Origin of the sequence: Thermococcus sp. 9N3, assembly GCF_012027685.1 — an archaeon.
Lineage (GTDB): Archaea > Methanobacteriota_B > Thermococci > Thermococcales > Thermococcaceae > Thermococcus > Thermococcus nautili.
The window spans coordinates 148,033-165,308 of sequence record NZ_SNUV01000002.1 but is presented as its reverse complement, the minus strand read 5'-3'; the positions used below and the strand labels follow the sequence as shown (position 1 = coordinate 165,308).

Below are 17,276 nucleotides of genomic sequence, written 5' to 3'. Positions count from 1 at the left end.
AACGTCAGGCGGACTTCTCCTTCATAATCTTCTGGAACTCGGAGTAATCCGTCACGATTCTCTTGCCGTCGAGGGTCTCGAAGTACACCTTCTTGACCTTAATCTTCTTGACGTCGGTGTACTTCATCTCGGGCGGGTCGTAGGAGCCTGGCTCGACAACCTCGTCCTCGACGACGTAGGTCTTCAGCTCGGGCTGGCCGATGTATTTCCAAACCTCGTAGAAGACCTCGGGCTCGAGGTGGACTTCACCGTCGAGCTCAATCCAGTCGGCGCCAATCTCTTCCAAGAACTCCTTTACAACGTCGAAGTGCATAGAAACCACCGCTCTAATATAGGGCTCCGGGGGTTAAATACCTATCGCCGGGCAGGTTTTTAAACCCCCTTCTCTAACCCCTCCGGTGGTGAGAATGGCGAGGGTAATCGTTGACGCCCAGGCGGCGAGGGCCATAGGGAAGGGCGCGATGATAGTCTTCAAGAAGGGTGTCGTGAGAACAGAGGGCGAGTTTGAACCCGGAGACATAGTCGAGGTCTACACGAGGGGAGGGAAGTTCCTCGGTAGGGGCTTCGTCAACCCTAACTCGAACATAATGGTCCGCCTGCTCATCAAAGATAAAGACACCCCGATAACGAAGGAGCTCTTCAAGGAGAGGATTAGGAAGGCCAACGAGTACAGAAAGAAGGTTCTTGGCTACGACAAAGCTTACAGAATGGTCTACGGCGAGGCAGACTATTTACCGGGCCTGATAGTCGACCGCTTCAACGAGATAGCCTCACTTCAGATTTCGAGCATCGGCATGGAGAGGTTTAAGCTCGATTTGGCCGAGGCCATAATGGAGGTCGAACCGGAAATAGAGACAGTCTTCGAGAAGAACACCGGGCGCTCGAGGAGAAGGGAAGGACTGCCCGAGATAGAGCGCGTTCTCCTCGGCAAGGAGAAGTACAGGACGGTAATAGAGGAAGGAAAGGCCAAGTTCATCGTCGACATGCGCGGTCAGAAGACGGGCTTCTTCCTCGACCAGCGCGAGAACAGGATAGCTCTGGAGAAGTACGTCAAGCCGGGAATGAGGGTCTTAGACGTCTTCACCTACACCGGTGGCTTCGCGATACACGCGGCGGTGGCTGGAGCCGAGGAAGTGGTTGCCGTTGATAAGTCCCCACGGGCCATTGAAACAGCCAAGGAGAACGCCAGGCTCAACGGCGTTGAAGATAAAATGAAGTTCATCGTTGGTTCAGCATTCCCCGTTATGGAGGAGATGCTCCGGAGGGGCGAGAAGTTCGACATCGTAATCCTTGACCCACCTGCCTTCGTCCAGCACGAGAAGGACCTCCAGCGCGGGCTCAGGGCTTACTTCAACGTCAACTACGCCGGCTTGAAGCTCGTGAAGGAGGGCGGAATCCTCGTCACCTGCTCCTGCTCCCAGCACGTTGACATGCAGGCCTTCAAGGACATGGTCATCGCGGCTGGAGCAAAGGCGGGCAAGTTCCTCAGGATGCTCGAACCCTACAGGACTCAAGCGCCAGACCACCCGATACTCATGGCCTCAAAGGACACCGAATACCTTAAGTGCCTCTTCCTCTACGTTGAGGATATGCACTGAAACTCGGGACGATGACGAGAAAGCACCTCCACTGAGACCGGCGTGAGTGCTGAGACGCCCACGGTCGGAGTCCCGTTACGGTCGCTTTGCCGACCGAAATCCTTTTCTATTTGGTCGTTTGAACGACCAAAATAGGTGGGAACATGGTCGGGATAACAGACTACCTTTTAAAGCTCTCCGCGGAGTTGCCCTCAAGGTTTGATTACACGAGGATGCTGAGGAAGCGCTTCCTCTTTGAAAAGCTCACCGGTTTTGTTGATGCCTATATCGATGGCGGTGACCCCAGAACAGTCCTCCTCCCGGGCCTTAGGGGAACTGGAAAGACAACTCTTCTCGGTCAGCTCTACTTTCACACCCTCTCACAGACGTCCGATGTGATATACATCTCCGCAGATGAAGTCCGCCTGCTCGGTTTTTCCCTCCACGAGGTCATTGAGCGATACTTCGATGTTTTCAGACCAAAAAGGCCGGTTCTCCTGCTCGACGAGGTTCAGTACGCTGAAAACTGGGATTTAACCCTTAAGGTTCTTCACGACAGGAAAAAGGCCCTGATAATTGCAACCGGTTCGTCCGCTCTAAAGCTGAGAGAAAGCCCCGACCTTGCGAGAAGAGCTATCCACGTTGACGTAAAACCCCTGAGCTTCGTTGAGTACCTCCACCTTCGCGGGAATGACGTTGAGAGGATTGGTCTCGATGCCCTCTTTGAGTTCAACGCCGAAGACCTTGAGCGGGCGCTTTCCTTGGGGGCCCGCTATGCTGGTGAAGCTGAGAATTATCTGAAGCTCGGCTCACTTCCACTGACGCTTGAGATGGATGAGCGACTAGCGTACGATGCTCTCTTCTCCCTCCTTGAACGGATAGTCTACCGTGACCTGCCGGAGTTCAGGAACTTCGACTCGTCAACGCTGGATTCAGCGCTTAGGCTCTTAACCCTCCTCGCAACGCCCAAGGGAGAGCGCTTCAGCTACGAGAAGCTTTCCAAAACTCTGGGAATATCAAAGAGCACTGTTATTGAACTCGTGAGGGCTTTCGTTGCCAGCGGACTGCTCATTGAAATTCCTCCGATTGGTGGCATCTCAAAGAAAATCCGCAGAAGTCCGAAGCTCAAGTTCTCGGCTCCCTCGCTCAGGGCGTCTCTCTTATCCAAGTTTGAAGTGGTTGAACTCGCTCCCCTGCTTGAGGATGCCGTTGCGCTGTATCTCTCGGGTGAAGGTGTTCTTGAGTACGAACCCGGAAAAGGTGGCGCGGATTTCGTCCTCACGCGGGGCGGAAAGCGCTACGTTATCGAGGTCGGCCTTGGAAAGTCTGATTACGCTCAAGTTAAGAGGAGCATGGAGAGAACAGGGGCGGACTTCGGGATAGTCATCGGGAAAGAGTTTGAGGCTCGGGATAACCTCCTAATGATTCCTTGGTGGGCGTTCCTAAGCCTTGTTTAGTATCAAACTGTGCCTCCACCTCGTCCCGACCTTGAACTTCACGTCCCTCACGAAATAGCCCAACTCCTCCCCCTTTTCCGTTATGGCATTTATCAGCTCCTCCTTGTCGGGCAGGAAGAGGGCCACCCTTCCGCCGGGCCGTAGGTAGTCCCTCGCTTCCTCTATCAGCCTCACCGAGAAGGCCTCGCCGTACTTCCCACCGCCAACGCCTTCCCTCTCCGTTAAAACACCTTTTGTCGGCCTCTCGTAGTAAGGAGGGGCCGAGAAAATCACATCGAAGCTCTCGCCTTCGGGAATTACCCCTCGGATTATGCTTCCGTTGCTCTTGATTAGTCTGACCTTGGCGAGGTTTCGCTCGATGTTCCTCCTCGCGTACTCGAAGAACTCATCGTCCAGCTCCGTGGCCGTTACCTCACAGTCGAAAAGCCTCTCAGCCATAAGCGCCATCATCGCGGTGTGTCCGGTTCCAATCTCCAGAACCTTTTCTCCTTCCCTCAAAAACGTCTTAAGGAAGAGGTAGCGCGATATCGGGGGCGTCACGAGACCGCGTGGGTGGTATTCTATCTCCAGCCCGAAGAGGGCCTTCGCTATGGCTCTGTTGTAGAGTATCCTGGCTTTTCTGTCCGAGAAGTCGAGCCTTCCGCGCTCGTCAACGTATTCCTCCAGCTCCGGAAAGAGCTTAACCGCTTCCCTCACAGGCAGTCCGAGCTTTCCGTCCTTCCAGAGGGGCATGAAAAAAGTTGGGGAAGGGGCTTAAAAGCTCACTCCTTCGGGTTCACGAGGCGCCCCATGAAGAGGACTTCCTTGGTCTCCTTGTCCACTATCACGAAGATGAAGGGGTGGTCCGCGCGGAACTCTATGTACTTCGGTTCCTCGACGGGCATGGAGGTGCTGACTATGATGATGCCGGTGGCCGCTGCCGCTTCGGTCCCGTTCTCGGCCACCTTTATGTAGGCCTTGTGCACAACCTCAGATATAAAGAGCTTCTCCGCGTCGGTTATGCCCGAGAAGTTGGCCTTTTCTGAGAACGCGCTCCCCATGCCCATTGCCGACAGCACTCCCGAGAGCTTGTACTCGGTTCTGAACTCGAACTTCGGGAGGGCAATGCTCACGTTTGCCGGACTGAGGTTCGCGAGGAGCGAGAGGAGGTAGTTGGGGCTTATGCGCTTCTCCAGCCCCCTGTAGCCATCCCTCGCCCTGGGGAGCAGGACGAGCATGCTCAGCCTTCCGCCCCTGTAGGGCAGCTCGACGGCCTGAATAAGGTCGTTCTCGGTGTAGTTGAAGACCCCCGCCGTGTGCATCATGGGGACTTCCACGGTTCCCTTCGGCGTGAAGAACGTCTCGTTTTTGGTGAGCTCCGGGTCGAACTTGTGCACCCACTCCCCTTTGAAGTAGATTGCGTTCGTTATCACGAGCCTCGCGTCCCTCAGCGCCATCGGAGAGACCATGTCCTTTATCTTCCCGTTGGTCTGCTCGCTGGCCCAGCCGTTTATCGCCGATGCCGCTCCTTCGGGGTCCCTCCTGAAGTCCACGCTCCTGACCTCGCCGAGGTAGTACTTCCTCACGACCTCAACGTAGTCCTTCCTGATGGGATACTCCTCGAGAACCCAGAGTGCGTTCGCGGTCTTCAGCTCGTAGGGCCCGTCTTTCGGGTTGAGGTCGGTTATCAGCTTTCTGAACCCGGCGAGCCTGACCGCCCTGCTTTCGGGGAGGTGGAGAACGCTCCGCATTTCCTCGGCGGTCTGGCCTCTGGCGCCCTCGTAGGCCATCGCCAGTGCCGTGTGTACGCTGTAGGGCGAGAGGAACAGGTTGCCGTTCCCCTTTGCGAGCTGTGAGTATAGGGCAAATGCGAAGAGGTTTTCCCCACCTGCAACTTCGAGCTCGGCCTCGCTCGCGTTCACGTCCTCCGGAGACTGGTTCACCAGACCGGGGGAAGGGGTCTTAGTGCCGCCGGGGGAGGTCTGGTCAACCGTTCCTTTTTCGATGCATCCGCTGACAAAAATCACCATCAACACAACGAAAAGTGCCATAACCTTTCTCATGGCAATCCTCCTGAAGAAATACGATAAGAAAAGATAAATGGTTTTCTTTCGCTTCAAAATAGTTCGAAGCAAAGTCAGCGCAGGGCGAGGTAGGCCATGACTTTGGCGTCTTCGACCATGTTGTCAATCTTCGCGTACTCGTTGGGCTGGTGAGCCATCTCGTCGAGCGTCGCCCAGACGACGGCCGGAATTCCCTTCCTCCTGAAGAACGCCGCGAAGGTTCCGCCTCCTATGCCCCCTACCTTGGCTTCCTTTCCGCGTAGCTCCTTTATCGCCTCCTTCAGGAGCCTCACTATCTCACTGTTCGGGTTCGTCGGCGGTGCCGGGTCGCCCCTCTGAAGGACTTCCACCTCGATTTCGGGAAGAACCTTCCCGTCAAGCTCCTTCCTGTGCCTCTCCTTAACTTCTTTCGCGACATCTTCGACGTCCCTGAGAATATCGTCGAGGCTGTACCTCGGCAGAACCCTGCAGTCGAAAACGACCTCGTGCTCGCCGGGAATTATGTTCGGGCTGTCGGCCAGGTTCCCTCCCATCGTTGGCTCGAAGGTGCTCTCCGGCGGGTCAAAGAGCTCGTCCCTCTCGCTGTACTTCTCGTGAAGCCTTTTGTCGAGGTTGTAGGCCAAATCGAGTGCGACGCGGTGTGCGTTCAGGCCCTTGTCCGGCATGCTCGCGTGCACCTGCTGGCCCTTAACTTTGAGCCTGAACCAGAGGATTCCCTTTTCGGCAACCTCTATGAACGTTCCGTCCTCGTTTCCGCCGTCCGGGACGAGAACGAGGTCGTCTTCCCTGAACAGCTCCGGGTGCTCCTTCATTAGCCACCCGATTCCGTACTTGCTCCCGGTTTCCTCGTCGCTGACGAAGGCCAAAATGACGGTCCTCTTCGGCCTTATTCCGAGGTTCATCATGGCCCTCACAGCGTAGAGCGAAGCAACCAAACTCTGTCCGTTGTCCTCGCTTCCCCTGCCGTAAACCTTGCCGTCCTTGACGAGCGGTTTGAAGGGCTCCGTAACGGTCCACTTGCTCAGGTCTCCCGGCGGAACGACGTCGAGGTGGGTGAGAATCCAGAGCCTCTCGCTTTCCTCACCTTTCTCGCCGTAGTAATAGGCCAATATGTTCGGCCTGACCCCGTTCTTGGCCCTCTCATCGGGCGCGTTGTAGACCTCGACCTTATCGAAGGGCCAGTCTTTGATTATCTCAAGCAACTTCTGGGCCTTGTCGTACTCTCCCTCGTAGCCGTAGTCGGGGCTTATGGCCGGAATCTTAATCAGCTCGACGAGCGTCTTTACCATCTCGTCCCTCAGGCCTTCAACTTCTTTCAGAACCCCTTCGAACTCCATCAGAACCACCGCCACTACTTCTCCCCGGAGCTTAAACCGGTTTCGGAGCGCTTATATACCCCACCGCCCAAACCCTACCGTCCGCAGAGGATACGGAGGTGAGGGAGTGATAGAGATAACCTTCCTCGGGAGCGGGGGCGGGAGGTTCATCACAATAACCCAGTTCCGCTCCACGGGGGGATTCCACATAAGGGCGAGCAGGAACGTTTACGTTGACCCTGGACCGGGAGCGCTCGTCAGGAGCTGGCGCTACAAGCTCGACCCTCGCAGGCTGGATGCAATCTTCGTCTCCCACAGGCACGTCGACCACTGCAACGACCTCGAGGTCATGGTCGAGGCCATGACCGGCGGTGCGCTCAAGAAGAGGGGAGTGCTCATAGCTTCGAAGAGCGTCGTCTACGGCGACGAGACTCATACACCCGCGATAAGCAAGTACCACATAGAGGTCCTTGAGAGCGTCCACACGCCAGAGCCGGGCAACAAGATAGCGATAGGCGAGGAGGAGTTCCTCATAACCCCGAGCCAGCACTCGGACCCCACAACCATCGGCTTCCGCATGAAGACCGCCTACGGCGACATCTCCTATATCCCGGACACGGCCTACTTCGACGGCCTAATAGAGTGGCACGACGGGGCGAGGGTTCTCATAGCGGCGATAACGCGCCCGAGGGATATGGGAATTCCCTACCACCTCAGCACCGACGATGCCGTTGAAATGCTCAAGAGCATGGAGAAAAAACCAGAAGTCCTGATAATGAGCCACATCGGCATGAAGATGCACTTCGCCAACCCCTACAAGGAGGCAAAATACATCGAAACTGTAACGGGTGTCAAGACCTACGTCGCCAAGGAGGGCTTCAAGGTCATGATAGACAAAAGGGAAATAGCAGTCAGGACCCTTCGACCCGCGCGCTTCGTTTGAGCTTTTCCACTTCTTTTGCAACCGTTCTGTAGGCCAGCTCGAAGAGCTCGTCCCTTCTCTTTTCGCTCGGCCCCTCGACGACAACGCGAATCTTCGGCTCCGTCCCGCTCGGCCTGACGAGAACCCACGAGCCGTCCCTCAGCTGGAAGCGGTAGCCCGAAATCGTAAGGACTTCTTTGATTTCTTCCCCTAAGGCCTTCTCAAGCTCCTCCCTGGCCCTCTCGACAACCTTACCCTTAAGCTCATCCGGACACGGGACGTTCTCCTTCCTCAGGTAATAGACGGGAATCTCCGAGACGAGCTTCGAGAGGGGGCCGTTCTCGTCAATCATCTTAATCAGGAGCGCCATCGTCACGAAGCTGTCAATCCAGTTGCCGAACTTTGGATGGACGAGCTTCCAGGGTTCGCCGGCGAAGATGGCGTTGTAGCGTTTTATGCCGTCGTGGGGCTGGCCGAGTGGGACTCGGACGACCTTTCCCCCGGCCTTTTCAACCACTTCGTCTATCCTCGACCCGGTGTTTATCGACGTAACAACCGTTCCCCCGCCGTTTTCTTCAACGTAGTGCCTGGCGAAGAGCGCTATTACCGTGTCCTCGTCAACGTAATTACCTTTCTCGTCGAAAACCGCTATTCTGTCGGCGTCGCCGTCCTGAGCTATTGCCAAATCGACGCCGAGTTCTTTAACAAGCTCCCCGAGATAGGCGATATTCTCGTACCTCGGCTCGGGCTTCCTCCCCGGGAAGTGGCCGTCGACGTGGGCGTTCACGCTTATCACTTTCGCCCCCATCTCGCGGAGCAGGTAAGGAGCCAAAACGCTCCCTGAGCCGTTGGCCCCGTCGTAGAGGACTTTAAGGCCCGTCTCGTGGTTCACGAAGTCGAGAACCGCTTGAATGTAGTCGTCTATAACGTCGAGGGGTTTAACCGTTTTAATCTCGTTCCACTCCGCTTTTTTGAAGTTCCCTGAGAAGATTATCTCCTCAAGCTCCCTCTCCTGCTCGACGTAGAATTCCGTCCCGTCGCCGTTGAAGACCTTTATCCCGTTGTCGGTCGGGGGATTGTGGCTCGCGGTAATCATAACCCCCGCGTCGCCGTGCTCCCGGGTAGCCCAGGCTAAAGCGGGAGTTGGAATCAAATCGGCATCTAAAACCTCCATCCCGCTCGCGAGCAGACCGCTTATCAGAGCGTTCTTGAGCATGATGCTTGATGTCCTCCCGTCCCTCGCGACGACAGCTTTTCCGCTCTTGTATGTTCCGAGGGCCATTCCAACATTTAATGCAAGCTCGGGCGTCACCTTCTCCCAGAGCCTTCCCCGAATCCCCGCGGTGCCGAAGAGCTTCATACCACCACCGGCTTTAGTTCGCTCACGGCTTATAAACGTATATTGCCAGCCCACCGTAGTTCACGAGCCTCATCGGTCTGGGCACGGAATCACCGCTCAGGGGCAGAACCACGAGGGGGACACCGGTATTTTTGCTTAGCTCGACTATTGGCTTCATTATCTCGGGCGTTGGCCTTACGGAGTAGAGAACCACCGCGTCTCTGTAAAGGCCGAGCATCGGCCTGAAGAGGTCGTCGCGGAGGGCTTTTATGCCGGCTTTCCTCGCGTTCTCAACGGCCTTTTCGTTCCAGTCTATAGCCAGAACGTCGTAGCCGAGCTCGGTCAGCCTTAAAGCCACCTTCGTCTGGAAGCCTATCCCCAGCTCAACCGCCTTTCCCCGCGGGAAGTTCTGGGCTATGAACTCCGCCAGTTTCTCGAGCATGGGGGGTGTTTTTGATACCCCTTAAAAAGTTAAGCAAAAGTTTTATACACTCACCGTGACCATATACCACTAAGGATGAACAAACTAACGTTAGTGAATAGGTGACGAAAATGAGGGAGGAGGAAATCATTGAAAAGCTCCAGAAGCTCGGACTCACGAAGTACGAGAGCTTAGCGTACATAACCCTTCTCAAGCTCGGCCCGAGCAAGGCCACCGACATAACCAAGGAGAGCGGCATTCCGCACACGAGGGTCTACGACGTCCTCAGCTCGCTCCACAGGAAGGGCTTCGTCGATGTTATGCACGGGACTCCAAGGCTCTACCGCCCGGTTAATCCTGAGGTCGTCCTCGAGCGCATAAAGGAGGAGTTCATAGAGGACATCGAGAAGCTCAAGGAGGCGTTTGTCGAGCTCTACAAGCAGACCCACGGGCAGGAGTTACCGGAGATATGGACGATTCTCGGCTTCGACAACACCCTTGAGAGGGTTCAGCACATAATAAGAACCGCCCGCTACGAGGTTCTAATCAACACGCCCTACGAGTTCCTTGAGCTTCTCAGGCGGGATATAAAGGCCAGAAAGGACGTAATCTTCGTGATAATTACAAACCTGCCCGATGAAATTCCCGACTGGCTCAAGGCGGACAACATACTCCTCGCGAGAACCGGCGGTGCTCCCTGGCTTATGGCGAGCTGGATAATCGGCGACGCGGACTACTCGATATTCTTCGGCGCGATTCCCAAGGACAGGAGGCGGGAGAAGTTCTACTCCTTCTGGGCCAAGAGCCCCAGGGCGGTCTTCCAGTACATGCACTGGTTCTACACGATTTACTTCGACAACAGCGAGGTGGTCAAACCCATCAACTACGAGGCACTCTCAAAGCCCTTGACCTTCGTCAACGTCAGGACGCTCATCACGATACTCAAACACGTTGGTCTCCCGCGGGAGGCCGAAATCACCGGAAAGCTCGTCGATACGAGGGAGCCGGTGGAGCTCCACGGAAAGATAGTGGACTATGAGTACACTCCGCTCGTGGCCAACGTGACGATAGAAGCCGGCGGCAACCGCTGGAAGGTCGGTGGAATAAGCAGTTACGTCGAGGACGTCGAGGGCGAGAAGTTCATACTCCTCGAGTGATGCCTATGCGCGTCCTCATCCTCTCCTTCGAGTACCTGCCCGTTAAGGTCGGCGGACTCGCCGAGGCGGTGACGAACGTAGCCGAGGGGCTGGTCGAGCTCGGCAACGAGGTAATCGTCTTCACCCCCGACCACGGGCGGAGCCTCGGAGAGCCGTTTCTCACCTTCAGGCTCTCCTTCGAGGGCAGAACCGTCGAGGTAACCGCCAGAAAGCGGGAGCAAAACGGGGTCACGGTTTACACGCTCTCCGGAGACCTCCTCGACACCGACGTCTATCCCGACTGGGAGACCCTCCTCAGGAAGGCCGTCCTCTTCGGCAAGGCCTCCGCTGGTCTGCTCAACCACCTTATTGAGACCTTCAGGCCGGACGTCGTCCACGCCCACGACTGGCACACGGTCTTTGCCCTCGGACTTTTGAAGAAGTACTTCTCTCCCAAAACCGTTTTTACGGTTCACAGGCTCAATAAGGCCAGGATTCCAGCGGGCTACTTCCACGAGGCCAACTTGGGCGAGCTCGCGCCTTATCCCGAGATAGACCCCGAGCACACCGCCTGCTACATAGCCGACGCGGTAACGACCGTTAGCAGAAGCTACCTCCTCGAGGAGTGGGACTTCTTCAGGAGCTTCGACGGCAAGGTGACGCACGTCTTCAACGGCATAGACTGCTCCTTCTGGAGTGAGGAGCTCCTTGAGAACGCCGATAGGCCGAGGGAGGAACGGAGACGGCTAATCCTCGGGCGCTTCGGTTTGAGTGACGGAAGGGCCTTCATGTTCATCGGCCGCTTCGACAGGGCCCAGAAGGGCGTTGACACGCTCCTAAGGGCGATAGAGATACTCTCCGGCGACCCATCTTTTAAGGAGATGCGCTTCATCATCGTCGGCAAGGGCGACCCAGGATTGGAGGCCTGGGCTAAAGCCGTTGAGAACCGCTTCCCGGAGAACGTCAGGGTAATCACCGACGTCCTGCCGAGGGAAACCGTTAGGGAACTCTACGGCTCGGTGGACTTCGTGGTGATTCCGTCTTACTTCGAGCCCTTTGGATTGGTTCAGCTTGAGGCGATGTGCCTCGGGGCGGTTCCAATAGCGAGCGCCGTAGGGGGGCTCAAGGACACGATAATAGACCTCAACATAGACCCTGAGAACGCCACCGGAATCCTCGTCCCACCGAGAGACGCCTTTGCCCTCGCGAGGGCAATGGTTTCTGCCAAGGAACTCGACGAAGGAACCCTCACAAGGCTCCGCGAGAACGCCAAAAGGCGCGCGAGAAGGGACTTCACCTGGGAGAAGGCCTGCAGGCGCTATCTGCTCGTTTACACCGGCGCTGTAGACAAGGCGATGCCCTTCCTGCTCTAACGCCAGCCGAATTCAGCTAAAAACTTCCTCTTCAGCCTTTTTATCGTCCCTGAAACCCCGAGCGTCCTGAAGATTGCCCTCGAGCCGTTTATCTCGGTTACGAGGGTTAGGGCAAATCTGAGCTCTTCCACATGCTTCCTGTCAACCCTAACGATTCCGGTCTGGCTCTTCTCATCGAAGCGTATGAACCAGGGCTTTGCTTTAGCCGAACCGAGGACTCCGAGCGTTGAGAGGCTCGCCTCCCATATCGCTTTCTTAACCTCGTCCTTCCGGAAGGGCCTCTCCCCAATCAGCTGGAATGCTATGTAACGGTGCTTCTCGCGGAGCGTCGGGGGCAGGTACTTCGGCTTCTCCCTCATAGGCATCGGACAACTTTGCCCGCCAACGTTTTTAAGGCCTGCCCTCGGGTTAGGGTTGGCGAGGGCTATGGTATGGGAGACCCCTTACTTCTCATACGCCGTGAGGGAACTTCCGAAGGGCTGTCAGCTCTGCGTTAGGGGTGAGAAGCTCGTACTCTTCACCACGGGAAAGTGTCCGAGGGACTGCTTCTACTGCCCGCTGAGCCCCTGGAGGAGGGAAGATGTTGTTTACGCCAACGAAAGGCCCGTTAAGAGCGTTGATGACGTCATCGAGGAAGCTATGATTCAGGAGGCAAAAGGTGCGGGCGTCACCGGCGGAGACCCCCTCGCGAGGCTCGACAGGACCGTTCAATACATACGCGCCCTCAAGGAGGCCTTTGGCGAGGACTTTCACGTTCACCTCTACACCACCGGCGCTTTGGCCACGAAGAAGAACCTTGAGAAGCTCTACGATGCAGGCCTCGACGAGATACGCTTCCACCCCGACCTCTTCAACCCAAACTCGAAGCTCTTCAAGGTGGAAATCGAGAACATAAAGAACGCCTTCGACTTCGACTGGGACGTCGGCGGGGAGATTCCCTCCGTCCCGGGCCAGTTTGAGAGGATGAAGTGGTACGCCGAATTCCTCGACAGCCTCGGCGCGAAGTTCCTCAACGTGAACGAGCTGGAGTTCAGCGAGACAAACCTCAGAAACCTCCTTGACAGAGGCTACAAACCTATAAGCGACGAGAGTTCCGCCATCAAGGGTTCACTCGAACTCGGTCTCAAACTCCTCGAGTGGGGCGAAGAGAACACCTCGCTGAGCTACCACCTCTGCACCGCGAAGCTCAAGGACGCCGTCCAGCTCAGGAACCGGTTGAGGAGAATGGCGAGGAACGTTGCAAAGCCATACATGGAAATTACCGAGGACGGAACGCTCCGCTTCGGGATTGCCGAATACGACGACCTCGACGAGCTTTACGAGTTCCTCGTCAGCGAGGCCGAAGTTCCGGAGGAGTGGCTCCACATCAACCGCGAGAAGGGCAGAATAGAGATGCCCGAGGAGGTTGCTTTAGAGCTGGCCGAGGCCATCGAAGGCGACGTGAGGTTCTTCATCGTGGAGGAGTACCCGACCTTCGACCGGATTGAGGTCGAGAGGATTCCGTTGTCCTGAATTTCTCCTTCGTTACCCTTCTGAGTTGTTGCTTATGGGGGCATAAGTTGTAATGGCTTCGAAAAGGTTATTTACCCCTGGGGATATTAACGGCCATGCGGGTCTTTGTTAAGGACTACCTCCTCCCATGGGCGTTCATCGTCGTCTTTTGGGTTGCCCTCTGGCTTATCATTCCCCCAATGAGGGAGCACCTAAACGCCGTGAACATTTTTGCGGTTTTCCTCCTTCTCATTCCTTTCCTCCTCGTGGCGTTTCACTTCGTTGGTAAGACCCTTGAACGCTACGGCTACTCGCGAGAGGACATCAGAAGACTGCCCGAGATAATCGAGAAAACCCACGGCAGGCTCTACCTTCCGAAGGAGGTGTTCAATATTATCGGCGACGCCCTTATATTCTGGGGTATCTTTTCCTGGGCCCTTCTGGCGACTGGAGACCCGATAATGGGACTTCTCAGCGGAATAGCGATGTTTGCTGTAATCTTCGCCTTCTTCGTTTTTCTCATCTCGATGTTTATCTGGGTTATTATCTTCCCCCACTCCCTTTACAGGCTCTTTACCGGGAGGGAACCTGACAGGGACTTCCTGATTGAGCTGATAAGACAGAACCTTGTCCTCACGGCAATTCTCGTAGCGGTCAGGCTCATAGCGCTCCATTCAAACTACCCGGCGGGTGATGATTTCATTGGGAAGATGATGGCCTTTGGGCGGAAAACGGAGCTGGTAAGCTTGCTCCTTGAGCTTTCAGGCCTAAACTTTCTGTTCAGTATAACCGGCCTCTACGGTTCGAGGAAGAGCAGAAAGCTGACGGCGCTGGCGCTGACGGTCATCGTGTTCCTTCAGCTGTGGGTCGCGTGGAGGATTGTTTTTGGGTAACAAAAAAGCGAAAGCTTTACCAGTGTACTCGGGCTCTACGACTCTCTCAGGATTAGCTTGACCACGGGGTCGGCCAGTCTGTACTCCCCATTCTCCTCAATCCATCCCATCTTCTTCAGGTTCTTGAGAAGTTCGTATAACCTCGGTTCAGGGGTTTTCATACCCTTCACGGCAAGGTAGTCCCTTATCAGGCTCCACCTGTTGTAGCCGAGGGCTATCGCCCGTAAAATCTCAGTGTACCTCCTGCTCCTCCTTTCAAGCTCCCCCAGCTCACCGAACAGCAGGCCCTTTGCAACGTTGAGCGTCGCCTCCATTGCCTTTTCGAAGTCTTTCGTTTCAAGGTATTTCACGCCGAAGAGGACGAGCCAGCCAGGGATTCCGTCAAGGATTGATACGGCGCGGTCTATGGTGTCCTCAGACACATCAAGGCCAGCTTCTCTAAAGCCTGTTCTCAGGAACTCCTTTGAGTTTTTTTCGTCGAAGGGCCTGACGTAGATTTCGCCTCCAACCCTGCCATAAAGCGGGCTCTCGTAGTCGTCTATGCCAAGAAAGTCGTGGAGCAGGCCGACTTCCGAGCCGGTCAGGATAATTCGGAGGTTCGGCAGACTGTCGTAGGCGTGGGCGAACAAAGCTAAAAGCTCCTTCCCGCCCCGTGAGCCGTAGAAGCGCAGGTACTGGGCCTCGTCGAAGGCGATTATGAACCTCCCGGTTTTTTCACCGAGCTCGTTCAGCTCCCTGAAGACCTCCCTCAGCGAGGCGTCATCGGGTTCTATCTCAAGGAATCTAAGGTTCAGCTTTACCCTGAATCGGGCAAGGGTTCTCTGGAGCGGCCCCCTTTTTGACTGAATTTCCCTCATAAGGTCTTCCTTCGTTATGTGCCCGCTCTCGGCGTAGAGCTCCCTGCAGTCTATCAGAATCCCGGGATTCTCGTTGAGGTAAGCCCTGAGCATCGAGCTCTTGCCCACGCGTCTTATTCCGAGCAGAAGGGTTAGAGGATACCTCTCGACGCTTTTCTCAAGTTCCTCGAACTCTTTCTCCCTATCAAAAATCTCCTCTCTCCTATCCTTCGGCCTGAGGTCGAACAGCACTTACGCCACCGTAAGTAACTTACGGGGGCATAAGTTATAAGGGTTTCGAAAGGGTTATTTGCCTCAGGGGATATTAACGGCCATGAGAGTCTTTGTTAAGGACTATCTCATTCCATGGTTTCTGGCAGTGGGTTTTTGGCTGGCCATCTGGACTTTTGTTCGGCAGATACGGGAAAACCTCAACGCCGTAAACGTTTTCGTCGCCTTTCTTCTCCTTGTTCCGTTTCTCCTCGTGGCGTTTCACTTCGTTGGTAAGACCCTTGAACGCTACGGCTACTCGCGGGAAGATATCAGAAGATTGCCCGAGATAATCGAGAAAACCCACGGCAGGCTCTACCTTCCAAAGGAAGTCTTTGAAACAGTAACCAGAGCCTTGATGTTCTGGGGATTGGTTGCCACGGCCGTTGTGATGACGGAAAATCCGCTAAAGGGACTTCTCAACGGGATTGCGATATTTGTGCGTATCCTTGCCCTCTTTGTTCTTTTCGTCTCAATGGTTCTGTGGGTCATGGATTTTCCATTTGCACTCTACAAACTCTTTAAAGGAAGGGACCTGAGTAGAGACTTTTTAGTTGAGATGATAAGGCAGAACCTCCTCTACACGGCAATACTCATTGCAGTCAGGCTCATAGCGCTTCATTCGAGTTATCCGGCCGGCAATGACCCCATAGGTGAGGTAATGGCCATCGGCAGGAAAACCGGTCTGGTGAAGTTTCTCTTGGAGCTTTCAGGCCTGAACTTCCTTTATTGCCTCATCGACCTCTATCTTCCGAAGAAATCAAGGAAACTGACCGCTCTGGCTTTAACGTTGATTGTCCTAACCCAAATTCTGCTCGTCTGGAGAATGTTCACGGGTAAATTTTAAATATTTCGTGCATGCATGCACTTATGGGTGGTGCTGTTGGGCAAGACAATTACGATAGCCGATGACGTTTACTATGAGCTCGTCAAGATGAAGGGCAACAAGAGCTTTTCCGAGCTTTTGAGAGAGCTCATAGGCAAGAAAAAGAAGGGAAATCTCGACGTGCTGATGATAGCCTTCGGGACGAGAACCCCCGAAGAGCTTGAAGAGCTCAAGAAAGAACTGAAGGAGGTTGAAGAATGGATGGACTCCTGGACACCAGCGTGGTAATCGAGCTCTTCGGCGGAAATAGAAAGGTCGTAGAAGAACTTTACCAAGAAGGAAACAGAGAATATCATATACCAACCATTGTTCTCTTTGAGCTTCACTGTGGTCACCTGAAAGAGCGGGAGGAGCTCATGCTTGAGATGATGCCCAAGGTTGAGTTCGACGAAAACTCTGCAAAGGTAGCGGGAGCGATTTTCAGAGACCTCATGAAGAAGGGAAAACGACCTCCCCTGAAAGACCTCCTCATAGCTTCCACTGCCATAGCCCACAACGCAACGCTCTACACCTGTGATGAGGACTTCAAGCGCTTCGAAGAGTATGGGTTGAAGGTGAAAATTTTGGAGAAATGAACTGTCCGCTCTTTTGTCTGCCCGTTTCTTTCGACTGACTATGGCTCGTAAAAAAAGTTTATATGCACAGTTATCTCTACTATGTCTGACCCATTAGTATGAAGATGCCAAGAACCGAAGAAAGGCGACTTTCAGTTGTTGTCTCTCATGGCATTGAGCATAGGATTTGAACAGTCGGAGGGTTGATCAATGAAGAGCCAGATTTTACACTCTTTCCTTTTCTTTGCTATTAGTATTGGGATACTCAACATTCTCGCGCCTTTGAGAGAAGTGAGTTATCTGACGTTAGCGATTCTAATTTCGCTCCTCTTCCTCCGTGCAGTGCTTCCAAAGCGGTTCAAAAACAGGACCATAACATTTCTGTGGAATTTTTCAGTGATATTCTTGATGGGCTCCGTAATCTATCACTATAACGAGCACCTCGCGTACTCTTACTTCGCCGGTGCAGGCGTTGTTGCGGCGTTCTACGCTTTTAGCGACAAGCTGTCCTACTATGCGCCTCAGATAGCGTACTTCTGGGTTGGTCTTGCAATAGGCTTTGTCTTGTCGCTTACAGTTTTCATAGACGAGGCCAGGGACAATACTGGGTTGTTCCTCCTTCTCACGTTTGGGCTGGGTCTTGCAATGCTTCTCATTGGAAAACTCGTTAACTACAGGCTGTTTTCCAAAAGACTTGGGACCGAGAACATTGAATAAGGCTCTAATTCAGTCGGTGGTTCCTGTTTTTGTTTTTTTACTGCTC

19 protein-coding genes are annotated in these 17,276 nt (G+C 54.6%); 11 read left to right on the top strand and 8 right to left on the bottom strand.

Going from position 1 to position 17,276, the window contains the following annotated elements; translation table 11 throughout:
* Nucleotides 1–4: 4 nt before the first annotated feature.
* On the bottom strand, nt 5–313 hold the full coding sequence (locus E3E30_RS07870) for a DUF5748 family protein (protein ID WP_042691257.1): 309 nt from the start codon (nt 311–313) through the stop codon (nt 5–7).
* Between the two features lie 94 nt (nt 314–407).
* Here E3E30_RS07870 and E3E30_RS07865 point away from each other — a divergent pair, with 94 nt between their 5' ends.
* Nucleotides 408–1,598 carry a class I SAM-dependent rRNA methyltransferase gene (locus tag E3E30_RS07865; RefSeq protein ID WP_167729376.1) on the top strand — a complete coding sequence of 397 codons (1,191 nt, stop codon included), beginning with the start codon at nt 408–410 and terminating at the stop codon, nt 1,596–1,598.
* A gap of 143 nt (nt 1,599–1,741) precedes the next feature.
* Entirely contained in the window at nt 1,742–3,034 is a 1,293-nt protein-coding gene (locus E3E30_RS07860) for an ATP-binding protein (protein WP_167729154.1), read from the top strand.
* On the opposite strand, the gene E3E30_RS07855 is transcribed toward E3E30_RS07860, so the two are convergent.
* The 3 genes from E3E30_RS07855 to E3E30_RS07845 form a co-directional block, all read right to left on the bottom strand.
* Nucleotides 3,020–3,766: an RlmF-related methyltransferase gene (locus E3E30_RS07855; RefSeq protein ID WP_167729153.1), complete on the bottom strand. Its 747-nt coding sequence runs from the start codon at nt 3,764–3,766 to the stop codon at nt 3,020–3,022. The genes E3E30_RS07860 and E3E30_RS07855 overlap by 15 nt on opposite strands.
* Before the next feature lie 29 nt (nt 3,767–3,795).
* A complete protein-coding gene (locus tag E3E30_RS07850) occupies nt 3,796–5,076 on the bottom strand; it encodes a serpin family protein (protein WP_167729152.1) in 1,281 nt (426 codons plus the stop codon).
* A gap of 74 nt (nt 5,077–5,150) precedes the next feature.
* Nucleotides 5,151–6,413, bottom strand: a complete 1,263-nt coding sequence (locus E3E30_RS07845; protein ID WP_167729151.1) for a M20 family metallo-hydrolase — start codon at nt 6,411–6,413, stop codon at nt 5,151–5,153.
* Between the two features lie 106 nt (nt 6,414–6,519).
* Here E3E30_RS07845 and E3E30_RS07840 point away from each other — a divergent pair, with 106 nt between their 5' ends.
* Complete coding sequence (locus tag E3E30_RS07840) at nt 6,520–7,335, top strand: MBL fold metallo-hydrolase (protein WP_014123350.1); 816 nt, start codon at nt 6,520–6,522, stop codon at nt 7,333–7,335.
* Here the strand turns inward: E3E30_RS07840 and glmM are convergent.
* Nucleotides 7,304–8,674 carry a phosphoglucosamine mutase gene (gene glmM / locus E3E30_RS07835; RefSeq protein WP_167729150.1) on the bottom strand — a complete coding sequence of 457 codons (1,371 nt, stop codon included), beginning with the start codon at nt 8,672–8,674 and terminating at the stop codon, nt 7,304–7,306. The two genes, E3E30_RS07840 and glmM, sit on opposite strands and share 32 nt — an antisense overlap.
* Before the next feature lie 22 nt (nt 8,675–8,696).
* On the bottom strand, nt 8,697–9,095 hold the full coding sequence (locus tag E3E30_RS07830) for a UPF0146 family protein (protein ID WP_167729149.1): 399 nt from the start codon (nt 9,093–9,095) through the stop codon (nt 8,697–8,699).
* Between the two features lie 110 nt (nt 9,096–9,205).
* Between E3E30_RS07830 and E3E30_RS07825 the strand changes: the two genes are divergently transcribed.
* Nucleotides 9,206–10,231: a TrmB family transcriptional regulator gene (locus E3E30_RS07825; protein WP_042691270.1), complete on the top strand. Its 1,026-nt coding sequence runs from the start codon at nt 9,206–9,208 to the stop codon at nt 10,229–10,231.
* Between the two features lie 5 nt (nt 10,232–10,236).
* The gene (locus tag E3E30_RS07820) at nt 10,237–11,583 is read left to right on the top strand and encodes a glycogen synthase (RefSeq protein ID WP_167729375.1); all 1,347 of its coding nucleotides are present in this window, start codon (nt 10,237–10,239) and stop codon (nt 11,581–11,583) included.
* Here E3E30_RS07820 and E3E30_RS07815 read toward each other — a convergent pair.
* On the bottom strand, nt 11,580–11,942 hold the full coding sequence (locus tag E3E30_RS07815; RefSeq protein WP_014123339.1) for a ribonuclease P protein component 2: 363 nt from the start codon (nt 11,940–11,942) through the stop codon (nt 11,580–11,582). The two genes, E3E30_RS07820 and E3E30_RS07815, sit on opposite strands and share 4 nt — an antisense overlap.
* A gap of 67 nt (nt 11,943–12,009) precedes the next feature.
* On the opposite strand from E3E30_RS07815, the gene E3E30_RS07810 reads away from it, so the two are divergent.
* Together E3E30_RS07810 and E3E30_RS07805 are read left to right on the top strand one after the other, a co-directional pair.
* On the top strand, nt 12,010–13,095 hold the full coding sequence (locus E3E30_RS07810; protein WP_167729374.1) for a radical SAM protein: 1,086 nt from the start codon (nt 12,010–12,012) through the stop codon (nt 13,093–13,095).
* Between the two features lie 95 nt (nt 13,096–13,190).
* On the top strand, nt 13,191–13,967 hold the full coding sequence (locus E3E30_RS07805; protein ID WP_167729148.1) for a hypothetical protein: 777 nt from the start codon (nt 13,191–13,193) through the stop codon (nt 13,965–13,967).
* Nucleotides 13,968–14,002: 35 nt separating this feature from the next.
* Here E3E30_RS07805 and E3E30_RS07800 read toward each other — a convergent pair whose 3' ends face one another.
* A complete protein-coding gene (locus E3E30_RS07800) occupies nt 14,003–15,055 on the bottom strand; it encodes an ATP-binding protein (protein WP_167729147.1) in 1,053 nt (350 codons plus the stop codon).
* A gap of 82 nt (nt 15,056–15,137) precedes the next feature.
* Here E3E30_RS07800 and E3E30_RS07795 point away from each other — a divergent pair, with 82 nt between their 5' ends.
* The 4 genes from E3E30_RS07795 to E3E30_RS07780 all read left to right on the top strand — a co-directional run bounded on the left by E3E30_RS07795 (nt 15,138) and on the right by E3E30_RS07780 (nt 17,230).
* Nucleotides 15,138–15,920 carry a hypothetical protein gene (locus E3E30_RS07795; protein ID WP_167729146.1) on the top strand — a complete coding sequence of 261 codons (783 nt, stop codon included), beginning with the start codon at nt 15,138–15,140 and terminating at the stop codon, nt 15,918–15,920.
* 36 nt (nt 15,921–15,956) lie between these two features.
* Nucleotides 15,957–16,187: an antitoxin VapB family protein gene (locus E3E30_RS07790; RefSeq protein ID WP_167729145.1), complete on the top strand. Its 231-nt coding sequence runs from the start codon at nt 15,957–15,959 to the stop codon at nt 16,185–16,187.
* Nucleotides 16,157–16,534 carry a type II toxin-antitoxin system VapC family toxin gene (locus tag E3E30_RS07785; RefSeq protein ID WP_167729144.1) on the top strand — a complete coding sequence of 126 codons (378 nt, stop codon included), beginning with the start codon at nt 16,157–16,159 and terminating at the stop codon, nt 16,532–16,534. The genes E3E30_RS07790 and E3E30_RS07785 overlap by 31 nt, the downstream gene beginning before the upstream one ends.
* Nucleotides 16,535–16,723: 189 nt before the next feature.
* Nucleotides 16,724–17,230: a hypothetical protein gene (locus E3E30_RS07780; protein WP_042691292.1), complete on the top strand. Its 507-nt coding sequence runs from the start codon at nt 16,724–16,726 to the stop codon at nt 17,228–17,230.
* The last annotated feature ends 46 nt before the right edge of the window (nt 17,231–17,276 follow it).